This window comes from Agrobacterium sp. Ap1 (assembly GCF_017313375.1).
In the GTDB taxonomy this organism is placed as follows: domain Bacteria; phylum Pseudomonadota; class Alphaproteobacteria; order Rhizobiales; family Rhizobiaceae; genus Neorhizobium; species Neorhizobium cellulosilyticum.
In genome coordinates this window covers 348767-365817 of sequence record NZ_JAFLMY010000002.1, presented here as the reverse complement: position 1 = coordinate 365817, position 17051 = coordinate 348767, and the positions used below count along the sequence as shown (strand labels likewise).

Below are 17051 nucleotides of genomic sequence, written 5' to 3'. Positions count from 1 at the left end.
TCACTCTCCCGATGGAGAGAGCGTTATCAGATGCTGTCGAAAAGCGCCGACATGGATTCAACCGACATGTCCCCAGAATACTTCTTCCCGTTGATCAGGAAGGTCGGCGTGGAGTTGACGGCGAATTCATCCGCGCCACGCTTCACAGAAGCATTGATTTCATCGAGAAGCTTCTGGTTCGTCAAGCAGGCTTCGAAAGTCTGCTGTGTGTAACCGGCAATCTTGACCGTCTGCATCAACGCGTTGCGGACATCCTTGTCGGCCGGGGCCGCCCAGGCGCGCTGCTGCTTGAACAGCATGGAGACCATCGCGAAATACTGTTCCGGCGTTGCCAGTTCTTCCGGCTTCTGCGGGTTGCTGCGTGCCAGCATGAAGGCGGCAGTTGCGACCGGATCAAACGGGAATTCGCGGATGATGAACTGCACCTTGCCGCTATCGATATACTTGGTCTTGATCGGGTCGAAGGTGACGTTGTGGAAGTTTGCGCAATGCGGGCAGGTCATCGACATGTATTCGATGACCTTGATCGGGGCATCGGCACTGCCGAGCGCCATTTCCGGCAGGGTGCCGGGCTTCAGCGCTGCAGCCATGTCGACATCGCCCTGCGATTCCGGCTTTTCCTGAGCGAGAGCATCGGTAACGCTGAGCGGAAGGGCAAGAGCGAGCGCTGTGACGGCCACACCGCCGAGAAGCGCGCGTCTGGTCATGGTCATATCGTTCAAAAGCATAGGACACCCGTTTGAGAGCAAATAAAGAAAGATTGGAACCTCCGTATCCCGGCGCTCAATCCTCGGCAAGTTGCCGATAGGTAACTTACTTCAAAGAATTGTGACGAAAGCTGGGAAAACCTGGGCTTAAGCCCGGCTTCACCTCAACGTGTGCGCTTTTGCTGCATCACTGCGGTGCCCAAACGCTCGACCGCCTTGCGCAGCGCCTCGCTTTCGATGCCTTCCATCATGTCGTGCAGCTTGCGGGCCGGCTCGCCCTTCAAGGGGCGCGGCGTCCGCGGATGCTTGAGTTGCGGCGAGACCGGTTTCTGGACGATGCGGATCTGGCGCACGGCCGGAAAACCGAAGAAGCTGTTGATACGGCCGATCAGTTCGCCCTGGGCGTGGGTGAGAAACAGCGCACGTGCGCCCTCGCAGGCAATCGTCAGCACGCCGGGCGTATAACCATCGTCCCGGTAACCGTCATTGCGGGCCCAGGTGATCTTTTCCGGCCGGGTGCAATCGGCGAATTCTTCGCCGGCGATTTCGTCCCAGGAACCGAGAAGCGCCGTCGAGATGCCGGCGCGCTTGGCCAGCACCGGATCGATGATGCCATTGGCGATCTCGGCGATCTGGTTTGCACCCTTGCGGATAAATGGCGTCTTCTTGGATGGATAATTCATCGCTGGATAACCGGCCCCACAGGCTTGAGCCGTCCTTGATGCCGGCGCATTCATCTTCCAAGTATAGGGCACACACCCCTAAAACGGCAAACGATGCTCGATACGTTATCCCCGATACCCACGCTCACCCATGCACATAAGCTGCTTTCCTGGTATGACCGCCATCACCGGGAACTACCGTGGCGCGTCAGCCCGTCGGCGGCGAAGGCCGGGAAACGGGCCGATCCCTATCATGTCTGGCTGTCGGAAGTGATGTTGCAGCAGACGACCGTTCAGGCGGTCAAACCCTATTTTACAAAATTCCTGGAGCGCTGGCCCAAGGTAACCGATCTGGCGGCAGCGCCTTCGGAGGACGTGATGGCCGCCTGGGCGGGGCTCGGATATTACGCCCGCGCCCGCAACCTGAAGAAATGCGCCGAAGCGGTAGCCAACGACCATCACGGCATATTCCCTGATACGGAAGAGGGACTGCGCGCGCTTCCCGGTATCGGGGACTACACGTCCGCAGCTGTCGCCGCCATCGCCTTCAACCGGCCGTCGGCCGTCATGGACGGTAATGTGGAGCGGGTGATTTCGCGCCTCTATGCGATCGATGCGCCACTACCCGGCTCCAAGCCCGAGATGAAGGCAAAGGTGCGCGAACTGACGCCGACCGACCGGCCCGGCGATTTTGCCCAGGCGATGATGGACCTGGGGGCCACGATCTGCACGCCGAAGCGCCCTGCCTGCGCGCTCTGTCCCTTTCGCGATGACTGTCTGGCGCTGGCGGAACACGAGCCGGAGCGTTTTCCGGTCAAGGCGGCAAAAAAGGAAAAGCCGGTCCGCGTCGGCGCTGCCTTCGTCGCCGTGACAGAGAATGGCGAGATCTTGCTGAGACGGCGCATCGAAACCGGCCTGCTCGGCGGAATGACGGAAGTGCCGACCACCGCATGGACAGCGCGGATCGACGGCGGAACCGACATCGACCATGCACCCTTCGACTCGGATTGGCATCCGTGCGGCGCCATTACCCACGTCTTCACCCATTTCGAACTGAGGCTTTCGGTTTTCCGCACGCGGGTTCCTGCCGGTAAAGAGCCGACAGGCTGGTGGGTGGCTGTCGAAAAGCTCGATGACGAGGCTTTGCCGACTGTCATGAAAAAGGTAATCACTCAGGCTATTCCGACAGCCTTTGCAAAACACTGACCGCAGGAAACATCATGGCAGACAAGATCGACCACATCGTCTTCGATATCGGCAAGGTTCTCATTCACTACGATCCCAACCTGCCGTTTTCGCGCATCATTCCCGATGCCGAAGAGCGGAAATGGTTTTTCCAGAATGTCTGCACACATGACTGGAACCTGGAGCAGGACCGCGGTCGCAAGTGGGAAGACGCAGAAGCTCTGCTGATTGCCCAATATCCCGAGCGGGAAGAGCATATCCGCGCATTCCGCAAATACTGGCCTGAAATGGTCTCGCATTCCTATGACGACAGCGTCGCCATCATGCTCGGGCTGATCGACAAGGGCCATGACGTGACGATGCTGACGAATTTTGCGGCCGACACGTTTGTCGAGGCGCGCAGGATGTATCCGTTTCTCAATGCGACGCGCGGTATCACCGTCTCGGGCGAGATCGGCCTGATCAAGCCGGATGTGGCGATCTACGAGCGGCATGCGAAGGATTTCGGCCTCACCCCCGAAAACTCGATCTTCATCGACGATACGATGGTGAATGTCGAAGGCGCACGCGCTGCAGGCTGGAAAGCCGTGCAGTTTACCAGCGCCGAGAAGCTGAAGCAGGATCTCATCGCTCACGGCATCGATGTCTAAATAATAGCCGCTTGGCACAGCTATCGTCAGCAGGCGATGGCTGTGCTGCGCACGCGACCGATGACTTCGAGTTCGGCCGATGCAGTCTCACCGAGTTCCTGCGGCGGATAGGCGGCATTGTTGTCGGCTAGAAGCTGCAGCCCTCCCCCGACCAGACGCTGCACACGGCGGATGATCAGGCGATTGTCGATCCGCAATGCATAGATGCCACCATCGGCAAGATCACGGTCTCCGGTATCGACGAAGACCGGCGACTGGTCGGCGATCGTCGGGAGCATGCTGTCTCCCTCAGCCAGCAATGTGGTGACGGTGTCCGGATCGAGACCCAATCTCGCCCAGTAGTTCTCGATCGCTGTTGCTGCCGCAGTCGTCGATGGCCTGATCTCGTCATAGCCGTGGACATAAGGCTGAGAGGGGTTGTCCATCAGGCCGGGCGGCGCGACGAAACCAGATGATGTTACCGGTGCGGCGAGACTGATGCGTATCGCGTCATCTTCAAACGACCATTCGCCCCCGAGATAACGAGCGGCGATACCGGCCTTTTCCGCCATCAATTCCAATTTGGCAAATGTCGGATCCTTCTTGCCGTGGCGGTAGTTGTCCAACGTATTGTCGGCCAGTTCTACAGCTTCGGCAGCCTTTGTCCGGCCGCCCAGCATTTCGCAGAGCACCAGAACCTTGAACGATGTGGCGCGGCGCAGAGGATCCAGTTCCAGCTTTGCCCATCCGCGCGAAAACTTGGCCAGCTTGGCCTCTATCTTCGCCGCGACATCCCCCTCGAGTGGAATTCTCATTTCAGCCAAAACCCTGAGTAGAAATCAGTTTACAGGTGAAAATATTTTTACTAGTCTGCGGATGATTTTCCCAATCGCAGACCATGACTGCAATCCAGATTAGTTGCCGCAGTCACAACCGCAAGTCGATTTCGCATATTTAAGCTGCTCACCTTAGCAACAGGTGACCGGAAAGCCATGTGCCAGCTCATAGCGACGCCGCCCTGATGCCTTATCCCGAAAAGCTTGCCCAGACTTTGGAGACGTCCGAAGAAGACTTTACCCGAAACTACGCCTTCGACATGGAGGACGGGCTGCGCAAGTCTGTCACACTTGCCCGGACCGGCAGAAGCCTCAAAGTGGAGATCATCTATGTGGATGGAGCCGTGGTGGATACGACCACGGAGACATTCGAGGCCGATGGATCATTGCGGATCAGCGTGACCGAGAACGGCGTCTATCTGGCCAGCTACTGCGCTCTTCTGGCCGACCGCGTCCGGCTTCGCCGGACCCGCTTCTTCTGAAACGACAAATGAATATGGCGTCCGGGTACAGCCACCCGGACGCCATTATCCTCTTCCAGGACTAGAGGTACAAAACCGGAAGAGGAACTCTCAGATCTCGGCCAGGTTGGGGCTAAGGACTGGTGGTTCAGTCCAGCTTGGCGAGATCGTTGCGGATGACGACGCGAAGTTCATCAATGGGACGCAAGGACTGGCCGTCGTCGAAGTGCCAGAAGGTCCATCCGTTGCAGGCATCAAAGCCCTGTACCTTTGCGCCGAGCCGGTGGATCGAGCCGGCATCACCGCCGGATGCCAGGGTTCCATCGGCGCGGATGATCGCGCTGTGGCGGCGCTTGGCATCGGTCAGCACCTGGCCGGGCTTTAGCAGACCGGCTTCGATCAACACGTTGAAGGCAACGCGCGGCTCGGCCTTCTTGCCAGTCATGACGGTCAGTTCCGCCTTACCGAGGGGCTCTACCGCTTCGATACGGGCAGACGCTGCGTCGATATAATTCTGTTCGCGCTCGATACCGACGAAGTTGCGGCCGAGGCGCTTTGCGACGGCACCGGTCGTGCCGGAACCGAAGAACGGGTCGAGGATGACATCACCCGGCTTGGTCGAAGCCATGATGACACGGGCGAGCAGCGCTTCCGGCTTCTGGGTCGGATGCACCTTCTTACCGTCCTCACCCTTCAGACGTTCGCCGCCCGAGCAAATCGGGAACAGCCAGTCGGAGCGCATCTGCACGTCGTCGTTCGAGGCTTTCAACGCATCGTAATTGAAGGTGTAGCCCTTGGCCTTGGCGTCGCGGCTGGCCCAGATCATCGTTTCATGGGCGTTCTGGAACCGGCGGCCCTTGAAGTTCGGCATCGGGTTGACCTTGCGCCAGACGATATCGTTCAGCAGCCAGAAATTCAGGTCCTGCATGATCGAGCCGACGCGGAAAATGTTGTGGTAGGAGCCGATCACCCAGATCGTGCCGGCCGGCTTCAGCACGCGGCGGCAGGCGAGCAGCCAGGCGCGGGTGAAGGCGTCGTACATTTCAAACGAGGCGAACTGGTCCCATTCGTCATCGACGGCATCGACGACCGAATGATCCGGGCGGTGCAGCGTGCCGCCGAGCTGGAGGTTATACGGCGGGTCAGCGAAGATCGCGTCGACGGAATGATCCGGGAGCGCTTCCAAGGCTGCAACGCAATCACCCTTGATGATGGAGTTAACCCATGCGTCGGGACGGACCTGATGCTTCAGGTCAGACAGCGGAAGAACAGCAGCCATATCACACTCGCTACGCTATACATAAAACGAATTTATCGACTGTTATGGTTACCCAATCTGGTTACCAAATGCTGAAGCTGCTGAATTATTTCGGGAAAACTTTGAGGAAACGCCGCTATTTTGTTAATGTAGCTCTCCGTTCACGGCTCCTTGCGGGTAGTCCAGCTCGGCGTCCTGACCCCATTCTCCGGAGAATCGCCTGAAGGTTACGGCCGCAAGCGGCCCGGCGGTCATCAGGCCGAAATCGAAGTTCGAGCGCCGATCCGACGCCAGCACATATTGGCGATGCACCCTGAGGAAATCCAGCTTGATCCTCTTGTAACGATCGGCGAACAGCATGTTCTTGATCCTCAGGAAAACCAGACGCGGCTGAGGCGCATCCGGGTGGCCGGTCAGAGCGGTGACCGAGGATTTGTAGAAGCTGATGACATCGGTCAGGCACTGGACTTCGAGCCAGGTGACATTTTTTGCACCGGCGATTAAGCCGACACGGGCACGAAGGACGCTTGCCGAGCGCAGCAGCGCACATTGAAGCGTGGCGCCGCCAAGGGTTACGAAGACCACACGCTTGCCGGCGAACAGCTCTGGTTCCCGCTCAAGCAGAAGGCCGATCGTCTGGGCCGCCATGCTGGAACCCATGCTGTGGGAGCTGATGACATATTCATCGGCCGGCAACTCGAAGGCCTGTCTTGCCGCTTGGGTGGAGGCCTCTATCCAGTCGTTGACGATGGCGTTGTCGAGGCGGGACACGGCAACTGCCATCTCCCAATCGGAAAACAGATGCAGGGTGTGGAACCGGTCCGACCAGGGAATGAACAACTTTGCGAAAAAGAGGTAGCCAAGGGCGATACCGAGCGGGAGCTGCCACAGGCCGAGGCCCAGCCAGAGCGGATAAGTCGCCAGCGCAAGGCTGATCCCCATGCCGAGGCCGACCAGAAGAAACGGGAAGATGAAGAACAGGCCGAAACGCCAGGCATGGCGGAAATAACCGAAGGCACCGCCTTCGATGACAACGGCTGCAGCACTGCGGAAACCTTGTGCCAGACGGGTGACCAGCGGACGCGCGCCCAGATGATCGACGATCGCGCCGTGATCGAAGACGAAGAAACGGCTCGATGTTCGCCAGGCATCTTCCGGGCGGCTGGTTTCGATGTCGAAATAGGCTCGCCCGTCCTCTTGCTGCAAAGTGCCGACATCTGCATCAAGCCCCCAGAGTTCCGCAGTCCTCTGCATCGCCCTTTCATAGCGGGTCCGGTGCCTTTCCGCGTCAAGCGGTTCAAATCCGGGAAAATGCAGGACGACGCGCCGCTTCACGCGCGCGGATGACGGTATTTCGGGCACTCAATTTTCTTTCGACGACAGGCGGCTGCAGGTCGGAATGCAATGATATCAACCCTGTGGCGAGATTAAGGTGGGGTGGCAGGCGCTCTCTCGAATGCCTGCCAGTATTGCGGGCTTTCCCGTCAGATCGCGAAGCCACCCGCGATATCGAATATACCGCCGGTCATGTAGCCGCCGTTCGGGCCGGCAAGATGCGTGACGAGCGCCGAGACTTCCTCAAGCGTCGCAATACGACGGATTGGATGCATGTCCAGCAGCGCTTCCGGCACCTCGTCGCCCAGAGCGCCCTTGGCCATGTCGGTGGGCATGACGCCGGGCTGCACCACATTGACGGTGATGTTGCGCCTGCCCAGATCGCGCGCGACGCCCTTGGCATAACCGAGAAGCGCCGACTTGCTGCCTGCATAGTCGGCAACACCCGAAACCGGTATGCGGGTGCCAAAGAGCGAACCGATGAAGATGATGCGCCCGCCATCCGTCAGGACCGGGGCGGCGGCGCGGGTCGCGGCGACCGATCCCAAGACGTTGATCTGCCACTGGCGATCGAGATTGACCGTATCGAGGGCGGGATCATCGACAGTCTTGCCCTGAACTGCAATCGCCGCGTTGTTGACGAGGATATCGAGCTTGCCGAAATGCGCGATGACCTTGTCCACCAGCGGCTTGGCGGCTGCCATATCCGCCTGGTCGCTTTGGATCGCAAGCGCACGGACGCCCTTTGACTTCAGTTTCTCGACCACAGCCTCCGCCTTTTCCGCAGAGGCGACGTAACTGATCGCAACGTCAGCACCCTCGTCCGCCAGCGCTTGCGCTATTGCCGCGCCGAGGCCGCGAGAACCGCCCGTAACGAGGGCAACCTTGCCCTTCAATGTCTTCGACATGGGTAACCTTTCCATAAAAACGAAGGCGTTTCCGAATGTCGGGAGACGCCTGGCTGATTTACGTAATGGCCATTACGATAACGATCGGTATGAAATTTGACCTCAGGCGTCAAGCTGTTTAATAACGGTCGTTACGAAATGTGGTTGAGTTGATCGAATGGGACGACATCGCGAATTTGACGTGGAGAAGGCGCTGGATGCGATCCTGTGCGTCTTCTGGAGCAAGGGTTACGAGGGAACATCGTATAGCGACCTTACAGAGGCGGCAGGCGTTGAGAGGCCTGCCCTTTATTCCGCCTTCGGCAACAAGGAAGCGCTGTTTGCCCAAGCGCTCGACCGCTATTACGAACGGTATCTCGACTACATCCCGGATGCGCTTCAGAAACCGACGTCGCGGGAAGTCGCCGCTCACATGCTGTACAATGCGATCGATCTCAACACGCGATATCCCAAGCATACGGGCTGTTTCAACATCACCGGCCTGCTGGCCGGGTCGGATGGTGCCGAACCCGTGCGGCAAATGCTGATCGAGGTGCGCGCGCGCGGCGAAGCGCTGTTTCGCGAGCGCCTGGAGCGGGCAAAGGCGGAAGGCGACCTGCCCGAGACGGCCAAACCCGATGCGCTGGCGGCGTATCTGATGGCCGTACTTCACGGCATGGCTGTACAGGCCAAAGCCGGGTTCAGCCGCGAGACGCTGGAAGCGGTTGCCGAACAGGCACTTGCCGCATGGCCAACCAGAGGCTCGTAACCTTGGGAAGCAGGGCCCGTCGCCCAGGAACGTCAGGGTTCAAGAGGCTGCGGTTTCGCCCCACTTCGATGCCGGAGCGGCATGGCACCCGGTTCGCAGGGCTAAGCTGAATGCCTTGTAATGGGGATATCAAGCAGGTGCCGGCGCAATGCGAACGCCCAGCCGGCAAAATAACCGATCGAGCCTCCGGATAGCGCAAAGCCCGCCATGGTAAGGATTTGAGCCCCATCAGGGTTGAGTGCAAGCGCGACAGCAAGCGCATAATGCAACGCGAACAGTGTCAGGTTCCTGACGAGAGGCACGATGCTTCCCGAGATCGTCACGTTACGGCGTGATGCGTCCCGAGCGATCACCCAGGGGCCGGTAACGATGCCCGGCAACGCGAAAAGGAGGATTGCACCGAGCCAGATGGCGACCAGCTTGATGTCCAGTGCCAAGCTTCCGATCAGAGGCCAGATGCCCAGCAAGATGAAGATAAGCGGGACGATCAGAAGTCGCCAAAGTGGACGTTTTCTCGTCCTTGTCGCGGCCACCCCCTGCCAGACAAGATAGGCAAGCACGAACCACACATAGACCGGTGTATGAGCCAAAATCTGAAATGCGCCGGCCATATAGTTTATCCAAAATTCACAAAACAATCAGGCAGTTTGCGACACATGACGAGGCGGCAATCACAGCCGAATTCTCCAGTCCGCGGCCGATGAAAAACATAACCTATGCGCAGGAAGATGATGCCCGCATATGCCAAACAGCCAGTTTCCGCCCTTGCCTAGCGTGGACGGCTTTCCTATTCAGGGCCTTGATTTGGAACAGCAGGGAATGGAAAAACCATGGACAGTATCACGATAGCCCTGGTCCTGCTGCTTGCCGTCATCCTCAGCGGCACGATCTCCAGGCTGCTTCCGCTGCCCGTTCCACTGCCGCTGATCCAGATCGCCTTCGGGGCTGCGATCACCGGGATCACCGGCGATGGTGTGGTGCTGGAACCGGATATCTTCTTCCTGCTGTTTCTGCCGCCGCTTCTGTTTCTCGATGGCTGGCGCATTCCGAAAGAAGGGCTGTTCCGCGACAAGGGCGTCATCCTGGAACTGGCGCTCGGGCTCGTGGTGTTCACGGTTGTCGGCGTCGGGCTTTTGATCCACTGGATGATCCCGGCCATGCCGCTTGCGGTAGCCTTTGCGCTTGCCGCCATCGTATCGCCGACCGATCCGGTCGCAGTCTCGGCGATTGCGGCGCGCGTGCCGATCCCTCCCCGGTTGATGCACATTCTCGAAGGGGAATCGCTGCTCAACGACGCCTCCGGCCTTGTCTGCATGCGGTTTGCCGTTGCGGCAGCGGTAACAGGCAGCTTCTCGCTGACGGACGCGCTGGGCACGTTTCTTTGGGTCGCGATCGGCGGCATTCTTATCGGCTTCGGCGTGACGTGGCTTGTCGTGCGGATAAAGGACACCGTTTCCCGCAAGCTCGGCGAAGACCCAGGCGCGCAGATCCTGATCAGCCTTCTCATTCCCTTCGGCGCCTATCTGGTTGCCGAACACCTGCATTGTTCCGGCATTCTTGCCGCTGTCGCCGCCGGCATTACCATGAGTTATGCCGAACTGCGGGGCAAAGCGCTCGGCATTACCCGCGTCAGGCGCAATGCCGTGTGGGATACGGTGCAGTTTGCGCTGAACGGCATCATCTTCGTGCTGCTCGGCGAGCAGTTGCCGGGCATCATCTCGGGTGCGGCACGCGTTGTCACCGAGACCGGGCATGTAGACCCAATCTGGCTGATCGCATACGTGATCGCGATCAACGCAGCGCTTGCCGCACTTCGTTTCGTGTGGGTGTGGGTATCGCTGCATTTCACCCTGTTCCGCGCCGCCCGCCGTGGACAGGAGATCCACAAGCCGCATTGGAAACTGCTGGTCGCCACCTCACTTGCCGGCGTGCGCGGCGCCATCACGCTTGCCGGTATCCTGACGCTGCCCTTCTTTCTCGATGACGGCATCACGCCCTTCCCGGCCCGCGACCTTGCGATCTTCCTTGCGGCCGGCGTGATCATCTTCTCGCTGGTTGCGGCCAGCGTCGGCCTGCCTTTCCTGCTGAAGGATCTCGAACTTCCACCCGAGCCCGACCATCACCAGGAAGAGGATACGGCGCGTATCGCCTCGGCAGAGGCCGCAATCCGAATGATCGAGAAACTGCAGCACGCGATGAGCGAGGGCCGCACGGATGCCGATCTCTATGGCGAAGTCGGCACTCGGCTGATGGAACTCTACCGACAACGTATCGACGGGCGCTCGAAGATCGGTGACGAGGCCGAAGAGGTCCGGCGGATGGAAGAGGTGGACAAGCGGCTGCGGCTCGCAGCACTGCGTGCCGAGCGCGACGAGATCTTTCGCCTCAGCCGCGCCCGAAAGGTCTCCGAGGAGATCGCCCGCAAGCTCATCCGCGAGATCGACCTTGCCGAGGCGCGCTACACCGTCTGACCAGGCTTATGCCGCATGCACCTGCCGGCTATCCGCCGGCGCGTCGTCGCGCTCGAACATACCGTAATCACGCAGGACATGACCGATCCGCAGTCGGTAATCGGCGAAGATGCCGTTACGCCCGGCCTGCTGCGCGGCGCGATGTGCCTCGACATTACGCCATGCCTTAACCGCGTCTTCATCGCGCCAGAAGGAGAGCGAGAGAAGCTTACCGCGCATCGTCAGGCTCTCGAACCGTTCGATGGAGATGAAGCCATCGATCTTTTCAAGCTCGGCGCGCAAATCACCGGCCAGATCGAGATAACGGTGGCGTTCGCCCATATAGGGCACAACTTCGAAGATGACGGCGATCATAGTTTTTCAAAAGCTCCATGCGGCAGAGACATATTTTTCAGAAAGATGCGGTCTTCCTTGAGTATGAAACGTTCGCGCTTGGCGAATTCGTAATTCTCCCGGCCAAGCGAATCGACGGCCAGCCGGGCGCGATAGGCCTCGTAGGCCGCCAGGTTCTCGATATTATAGATGCCGTAAGCGATGTTGGCCGATCCTTCGTGCGGACCGAAATAGCCGATCAGATCGGCACCGTTGCGCGGGATCGACTGGCCCCAGGCGCGGGCATATTGTTCGAAACGGTCGCGTTTGAATGGGTCGATCTCGTAACGGATGAAACAGGTGATCATGGCATTTCCCTTGGCTTCGTTTTCCTCGTGACGGGGTGTTTTGCCATGCTGGTTAGCGAGAATGCTTCGATAGCGATCGAAGTATCGATTGCAAAAACATGCTAGAAGCTTTCGCATGAACGAAGGTCCAGACATTGCCCAGATCGCCGCTCTGATCGGCGACCCCGCCCGCGCCAACATGCTGGCAGCACTCACCGGTGGGCGGGCGCTGACCGCGACCGAGCTTGCAGCCATTGGCGGGATCACGTTGCAGACGGCGAGCACACATCTTTCCAAACTTGAGGCCGGCGGGCTTTTATCCCAGCGCAAGCAGGGGCGGCATCGCTATTTCGCGCTGGCCGACGAAGCGGCAGCCCGGTTGATCGAAACGATGATGGGGTTTGCCTCAAGCCGCGGACATCTGCGTTACAGGCCGGGACCAAAGGACCCGGCGCTCAGAAAGGCGCGCGTCTGCTACGATCACCTTGCCGGCGATTTCGGCGTGCGGATGCTCGACAGTTTCGTCTGCCATGGCGAGATCGCATCGGATGGGGAGAACCTTTCGGTGACGGAAAAGGGCCGCGCGCAGCTCTCAGCCTTCGGCATCGATTTATCAGCCCTCGCCTCCAGCCGCCGCCCCTTGTGCAAATCCTGCCTCGACTGGAGCGAGCGCCGGTCGCATCTGGCAGGCACGCTCGGCAAGGCGCTGCTTGCCCATATGCTCGCCCAGGGCTGGGCGCGACGCAGCGAGGAGAGCCGTGCGGTACTCTTTTCGCCCGAAGGCGAGCGGAGGTTTTTGCTACAGTTCCCGCTCGATACCCCATATTGAAGTGAGCAGCCTCCCGCCCCGATTGACCCAGCCATGCGACCGTACTGGTTGAGCTTCCGGCACCCATCCGCTAGAAGGCGGCTGACGTCTTAAAAGGGTATATCTCCATCATGAGCGGTTTCGACCTCATCCTCTTCGATTGCGACGGCGTGCTCGTCGATTCCGAAATCATTGCTGCAAGGGTGGAATCCCAGCTGCTGACGGAAGCCAGTTACCCGATCAGCGTCGAGGAAATGGGTGAGCGTTTTGCCGGCATGACCTGGAAGAACATCCTGCTTAGCATCGAGAAGGAAGCCGATATTCCGCTTTCCGCCTCGCTGCTCGACAAGTCGGAAAAGCTGCTCGATGCCCGGCTGGAACGCGATGTGAAGATCATCGAGGGCGTGAAGTTCGCACTTGCCCGGCTGACGACACAGCGCTGCATCTGCTCCAATTCCTCCAGCGCACGGCTGGACATGATGCTGACCAAGGTCGGCCTCAAACCCTATTTCGCGCCGCATATCTATTCGGCCAAGGATCTGGGACCGGATCGGGTCAAGCCGAAGCCGGACATCTTTTTGCATGGCGCGCAGCAGTTCGGTGTCGATCCGTCGCGCTGCCTGGTGGTCGAGGATTCGACCCATGGCGTCCACGCTGCCAGAGCTGCGGGCATGCGGGTCGTCGGCTTTACCGGCGCATCGCATACCTATCCGAGCCACGCTGACCGCCTGACGGATGCGGGTGCCGAAACGGTGATCTCGCGCATGCAGGACCTGCCGGCTGTGGTTGCCGCACTCGGCGAATGGGCCGACGCGATCTGATTTCTAGAAGTCTACGACGAGACTTGCCTTTGCCGCATGGGCGGCAAAGGAGTGGGCGAACTCGCCCGAATAGCTGAGCTTAACCCGTGCCGTCTTGGAGATCTGCGCGGTGAGTGAAGCCTCCAGCACGGCCGTATCGCGCGGCAATGAGACGCCTTCAATGACGAAGGGGCTGCCGGACGAGAAGGCAAACCGCGAGGATGGCGTCAGATCGCCGATCACGTGACGCCAACCCAGCATGCCGGAAAAGGTCGCCGGCAGATCCGCATTGCCGATATCGGCGGACCATCTGAGGCCAAGGGTGGTCAGCGTCACGTCATCCGTGTTGCCATTTGCCGAAAGCGCTGCCGCACCGCCTTGTTCGCGAAAACCATCGGTTTCGAGATTGATATGGGCGAGATTGGCAAAAGGCTCGAGCGTGGCGGCACCGACTTTCTCGCGCCAGCCGAGATCGGCAAAAACCTGCCGCGTCGCGCTCTGGTAATCGGCTTCAAGCTGGTCCTCGAATGCGCCGAAAGCGATATTCCGTTCGGTAGAGATATCGTTTCTTGAATAGATCGCGCCCGTCGTGAAGTTGAGCCTTCCCCAATCGGCCGCAGCATAAAGACCGGCGCTGTAACTGTCCCAGTCGGCATCGGTGCCCGCAGACGCATTCGTGTAACCGAACAGGCCGCCGATACGCCAATGCTCCGAGACATCGGCGTCGATGCCGGCAAACAGGCCCGCGATATGGCCATTCATATCTGCAGCATTGCCGTCGCTGTCGAAGCGGTCGGTCGCGGCGATACCGGTCATCCAGAAACTTGCGCCGCCTTCGGTTTCCTTAACCGGTACATTGCCGTTGATCCGGTCGATCACCGCCTCGCGGGCAAGGCCTGCCTGCTGCAGCAACTGGCTTTTCAGCGAGGCATGCAGCTCGCCGCTCAGTTGCGAAAAGGCATCGCGGGCACCGGTAGCGTTCAGCGGAAGCACGCCGAGGAAGACGGAATTGGTGGCACCGAGAGATTGGACCGCCTCGGCCGTCGCGCGCGTATTGCGCGTCTCCGTCACATCGGCGAAATCGACGTCGTTGCGGTAAAGGCCCAATGTCACCGTGGTCGGGTCGTAGCTGAGGATCGGCGACAGGAAGGCCAGATCGGAATTGACCTCATCGAAGGTGCCGGTGACGCTGTCGCCGGTCAGGATCGTGTAGGTGGTGGCCAGAGAATAGGTGCCCGACCCGGCCAGGACATCAACCGTGCCGCCGTTTATCGTCACGCTTCCGGCGGCATCGAGGCGGTCGGACAGGCCGGATGCATCGGTTTCAACCTGATAGGTAGAGCCCTTTTCGAAGGTGACATCGCCGTTCACTGCAACGGTCGCGATACCTGGACCCGGGGCGAAGGTGCCGCCGGAGCCAACGGTCAGCCCGCCGATCGCGCCGGAGCCGGCCAGCACGCCGTCCGAGCCGATACCGATCGTGCCGCCGATGGTACCGTCGTTGACCAGCGTGCCATCGACTATGGTCGCGTCGCCGGTGATCGTGCCGGTATCACTATTGGTGAACGTGCCGCCGGTATTGGTGAGCGAGGCAATCGTTCCCGCATTCGAGGCGCTGCCGGCATTGGTGACATCACCCGCCGTCGCGCCCGAGTTATTGACGAAGCTGGCTGCTGCCGCAACATCGACATCGGTGACGACGAAATTGTTGACGAGCGTGCCGCCGGATACCACGGTGTTACCGGTGATCGTGCCGCCATCGTTGTTGGTGAAAGTGCCGCCGGTGTTGGTCAGCGAGGCGATCGTGCCGGCGTTCGAGGAATTGCCGGCATTCGTCACATCGCCTGCCGAGGCACCGGTATTGTTGACGAAGATTGCAGCGGCGGCCACGTCCACATCGGTAACGACGAAATTGTTGGTCAAAGTACCGCCGGAAATCACCGTCGTTCCAGTGATCGTGCCGCCGGCATTGTTGGTGAAAGTTCCACCAGCATTGGTCAGTAAGGCAATCGTGCCGGCATTCGACGATGTGCCGGCGTTGGTGACGGCACCTGCAGTCGCGCCCGAGTTGTTGACGAAAATCGCCGCAGCCGCGACATCCACATAGGTGACGACGAAATTATTGGTCACCGTCCCGCCGATGACGTTCGTATCGCCGGTAATCCTGCCGCCGCTGTTGTTGGTGAAGGAGCCGCCCGTGTTGGTCAGCGACGTTATCGTTCCGGCATTCGACGACGTGCCGGCATTGGTGACATTTCCTGCCTCAGCGCCAGAGTTGTTGACGAATTCGGCAGCGGCCGACACATCGACATCGGTTACGACAAAATTGTTGGTGAGCTTGCCGTCGTCGATGGTCGCGGTGCCGGTGATCGTGCCGTCGTTGACCGTCTCGCCGCCGGTCATATGCAGGTTGCCGTCCAGCGTGCCTGAATTGGCGAGATTGCCGCCACTCATCCCGACATCCGAGGATAGCCTTCCGCCAGTGGAGATTTCGATGCGCCCCGGATCGGCAAGGCTGGTACCGCCGGCCGCCGAAAGATCGGCGTCAACATGCAGCGTGCCGCCGGAAACATCGACCGTGCTGACGGTCGTATCCGTCGAGACGGTCGGTGCGCCGGAACCAATTGCGGCACTGCCGGTCGCACCGGGTGCTGCCGGTGTCCAGTTGGCGCCGTTGGAGAAGTCATTATCGGAGGTGCCCGTCCAGGTGGATTGCGCCGAGGCGGCAGCCGGCAACAGCCAGGCCACCGAGACGATAGCCGTGTATAGCTTGAGACGCCGTTTCGCGCCCGCCGAGATCGCCGGAGCAGACATTCCCACCTCACGCAGGGCAGTTCAGGGCGAAGCACCCTTAATGATCTGCTAATATGAGTTAAGGAATTATGGTTAACGGAGCCTTAATGGCGACCGTTTCCCGCAGCGGCTGGCGGTTCTTTCACAAGGTCGAAATCAGGACCGGCGCGGCTTCTTGGCCGGGCCGGTGTCGAAACCGAGACGAACGCGGGTGAAACGCGTTGCGCCGCCTGCATTGTTCGGGATCTGCACGTCGGCCTTGGAGAAGATGAACTGTGTGCCGCCCACCGGGATCTCGACCGGGAAGGCCACCTTCTGCGAATAGAGCACGTTGTCACCATCGACCACCTCGACCAGAACCGGCAGAGTGACGGAACCCGGCGTGCCGGCAGGTCCCTGCACGACACGGCCCTGGGCGATGAGATTAATGGTCATCGTGGTTTCGTTTGCCGTGCACTGGCGCGTCGCGTCGTTGAACGAGGCCTGGTAGAGAAGTTTGTCAGGGTTATCCTGCCCGCCGCGCGCATAGGAGCGATAGACGGCATCCTGGTCACGCATAACCACCTGTGGGCAGTAGGCCTGCACGACAGCCTGAACCGGCTGGGCATTGGCAGGAGCAGCGTTGGAACTCAGATCCAGTCCCTGCGAAGCAGAATTGCAGCCACCTAAGCCAGCCACCAAAGACAACGTCAGAAAACCGCGAGAGAACTTGCCAACCACGTTACTCAACCCTTTGCAGCCTCGTTTCCGATACGGTACCGACCCGGCATTTTCCGGTCTTTCACCGCCGA

General features: G+C 59.9%; 18 protein-coding genes. 7 read left to right on the top strand and 11 right to left on the bottom strand.

What is annotated here, in order from left to right; translation table 11 throughout:
• Positions 1 to 26: 26 nt before the first annotated feature.
• Positions 27 to 728, bottom strand: a complete 702-nt coding sequence (locus JZX87_RS05120) for a DsbA family protein (RefSeq protein ID WP_206824297.1) — start codon at positions 726 to 728, stop codon at positions 27 to 29.
• A gap of 143 nt (positions 729 to 871) precedes the next feature.
• Complete coding sequence (locus JZX87_RS05115; protein ID WP_148144058.1) at positions 872 to 1390, bottom strand: DUF721 domain-containing protein; 519 nt, start codon at positions 1388 to 1390, stop codon at positions 872 to 874.
• Positions 1391 to 1483: 93 nt separating this feature from the next.
• Here JZX87_RS05115 and mutY point away from each other — a divergent pair, with 93 nt between their 5' ends.
• Both mutY and JZX87_RS05105 read left to right on the top strand, forming a co-directional pair.
• Positions 1484 to 2575 (top strand): A/G-specific adenine glycosylase, encoded by a 1092-nt coding sequence (gene mutY / locus JZX87_RS05110; RefSeq protein WP_206824295.1) that lies wholly within the window; start codon positions 1484 to 1486, stop codon positions 2573 to 2575.
• A 14-nt stretch (positions 2576 to 2589) separates the two neighbouring features.
• Complete coding sequence (locus JZX87_RS05105; RefSeq protein ID WP_206824293.1) at positions 2590 to 3204, top strand: HAD family hydrolase; 615 nt, start codon at positions 2590 to 2592, stop codon at positions 3202 to 3204.
• A gap of 26 nt (positions 3205 to 3230) precedes the next feature.
• Here JZX87_RS05105 and JZX87_RS05100 read toward each other — a convergent pair whose 3' ends face one another.
• A complete protein-coding gene (locus JZX87_RS05100; protein ID WP_183822919.1) occupies positions 3231 to 3998 on the bottom strand; it encodes a S24 family peptidase in 768 nt (255 codons plus the stop codon).
• A gap of 179 nt (positions 3999 to 4177) precedes the next feature.
• On the opposite strand from JZX87_RS05100, the gene JZX87_RS05095 reads away from it, so the two are divergent.
• Positions 4178 to 4501, top strand: coding sequence for a hypothetical protein (locus JZX87_RS05095; protein ID WP_206824292.1), 324 nt, complete (start codon positions 4178 to 4180; stop codon positions 4499 to 4501).
• A gap of 127 nt (positions 4502 to 4628) precedes the next feature.
• Here JZX87_RS05095 and JZX87_RS05090 read toward each other — a convergent pair whose 3' ends face one another.
• From JZX87_RS05090 to JZX87_RS05080, 3 genes are all read right to left on the bottom strand, one after another.
• A complete protein-coding gene (locus JZX87_RS05090; protein WP_183822923.1) occupies positions 4629 to 5759 on the bottom strand; it encodes a site-specific DNA-methyltransferase in 1131 nt (376 codons plus the stop codon).
• Positions 5760 to 5882: 123 nt separating this feature from the next.
• Positions 5883 to 6992 carry a hypothetical protein gene (locus JZX87_RS05085; protein WP_286194160.1) on the bottom strand — a complete coding sequence of 370 codons (1110 nt, stop codon included), beginning with the start codon at positions 6990 to 6992 and terminating at the stop codon, positions 5883 to 5885.
• Between the two features lie 230 nt (positions 6993 to 7222).
• Entirely contained in the window at positions 7223 to 7981 is a 759-nt protein-coding gene (locus JZX87_RS05080; protein ID WP_183822925.1) for an SDR family NAD(P)-dependent oxidoreductase, read from the bottom strand.
• Positions 7982 to 8138: 157 nt separating this feature from the next.
• On the opposite strand from JZX87_RS05080, the gene JZX87_RS05075 reads away from it, so the two are divergent.
• The gene (locus JZX87_RS05075) at positions 8139 to 8729 is read left to right on the top strand and encodes a TetR/AcrR family transcriptional regulator (protein ID WP_183822927.1); all 591 of its coding nucleotides are present in this window, start codon (positions 8139 to 8141) and stop codon (positions 8727 to 8729) included.
• Positions 8730 to 8830: 101 nt separating this feature from the next.
• Here the strand turns inward: JZX87_RS05075 and JZX87_RS05070 are convergent, their stop codons facing one another.
• Positions 8831 to 9340 (bottom strand): DUF6622 family protein, encoded by a 510-nt coding sequence (locus tag JZX87_RS05070; RefSeq protein ID WP_206824290.1) that lies wholly within the window; start codon positions 9338 to 9340, stop codon positions 8831 to 8833.
• A 219-nt stretch (positions 9341 to 9559) separates the two neighbouring features.
• Between JZX87_RS05070 and JZX87_RS05065 the strand changes: the two genes are divergently transcribed.
• Positions 9560 to 11200 (top strand): Na+/H+ antiporter, encoded by a 1641-nt coding sequence (locus tag JZX87_RS05065; protein WP_206824288.1) that lies wholly within the window; start codon positions 9560 to 9562, stop codon positions 11198 to 11200.
• 6 nt (positions 11201 to 11206) lie between these two features.
• Here the strand turns inward: JZX87_RS05065 and JZX87_RS05060 are convergent, their stop codons facing one another.
• Together JZX87_RS05060 and JZX87_RS05055 are read right to left on the bottom strand one after the other, a co-directional pair.
• Positions 11207 to 11554, bottom strand: a complete 348-nt coding sequence (locus tag JZX87_RS05060) for an antibiotic biosynthesis monooxygenase family protein (protein WP_206824286.1) — start codon at positions 11552 to 11554, stop codon at positions 11207 to 11209.
• Positions 11551 to 11880, bottom strand: a complete 330-nt coding sequence (locus JZX87_RS05055; protein ID WP_183822935.1) for an NIPSNAP family protein — start codon at positions 11878 to 11880, stop codon at positions 11551 to 11553. The genes JZX87_RS05060 and JZX87_RS05055 overlap by 4 nt, the downstream gene beginning before the upstream one ends.
• Before the next feature lie 115 nt (positions 11881 to 11995).
• Here JZX87_RS05055 and JZX87_RS05050 point away from each other — a divergent pair, with 115 nt between their 5' ends.
• Together JZX87_RS05050 and JZX87_RS05045 are read left to right on the top strand one after the other, a co-directional pair.
• The gene (locus tag JZX87_RS05050; RefSeq protein WP_148144069.1) at positions 11996 to 12688 is read left to right on the top strand and encodes an ArsR/SmtB family transcription factor; all 693 of its coding nucleotides are present in this window, start codon (positions 11996 to 11998) and stop codon (positions 12686 to 12688) included.
• Between the two features lie 110 nt (positions 12689 to 12798).
• Positions 12799 to 13488, top strand: coding sequence for an HAD family hydrolase (locus JZX87_RS05045; RefSeq protein WP_206824284.1), 690 nt, complete (start codon positions 12799 to 12801; stop codon positions 13486 to 13488).
• Positions 13489 to 13491: 3 nt separating this feature from the next.
• Here the strand turns inward: JZX87_RS05045 and JZX87_RS05040 are convergent, their stop codons facing one another.
• Both JZX87_RS05040 and JZX87_RS05035 read right to left on the bottom strand, forming a co-directional pair.
• The gene (locus tag JZX87_RS05040; protein ID WP_206824282.1) at positions 13492 to 16281 is read right to left on the bottom strand and encodes an autotransporter outer membrane beta-barrel domain-containing protein; all 2790 of its coding nucleotides are present in this window, start codon (positions 16279 to 16281) and stop codon (positions 13492 to 13494) included.
• Positions 16282 to 16416: 135 nt separating this feature from the next.
• Complete coding sequence (locus JZX87_RS05035; RefSeq protein WP_148144110.1) at positions 16417 to 16980, bottom strand: PilZ domain-containing protein; 564 nt, start codon at positions 16978 to 16980, stop codon at positions 16417 to 16419.
• Between the last annotated feature and the right edge of the window lie 71 nt (positions 16981 to 17051).